Annotated in this window: 1 rRNA gene; it reads right to left on the bottom strand. The window is 51.4% G+C overall.

From position 1 onward, the window contains the following. Positions 1 to 255: ribosomal RNA gene (locus ACEN4I_RS13590) — 23S ribosomal RNA — on the bottom strand; the annotation flags it as partial.

Genomic DNA, 255 nt, shown 5'->3' with positions numbered 1-255 from the left:
TCCGCTACCCACACCTCATCCCCGCACTTTTCAACGTACGTGGGTTCGGTCCTCCAGTGCGTTTTACCGCACCTTCAACCTGGACATGGGTAGGTCACCTGGTTTCGGGTCTACGACCACATACTCAAACGCCCTATTCAGACTCGCTTTCGCTACGGCTCCGTCTTATCAACTTAACCTCGCATGTAATCGTAACTCGCCGGTTCATTCTACAAAAGGCACGCTATCACCCATTAACGGGCTCTAACTATTTGT

The sequence above is a fragment of the Desemzia sp. FAM 23990 genome (genome assembly GCF_045528485.1).
In the GTDB taxonomy this organism is placed as follows: Bacteria; Bacillota; Bacilli; order Lactobacillales; family Carnobacteriaceae; genus Desemzia.
Note: the sequence above shows the minus strand (reverse complement) of the source record. Positions and strands in the feature narration are given on the sequence as shown.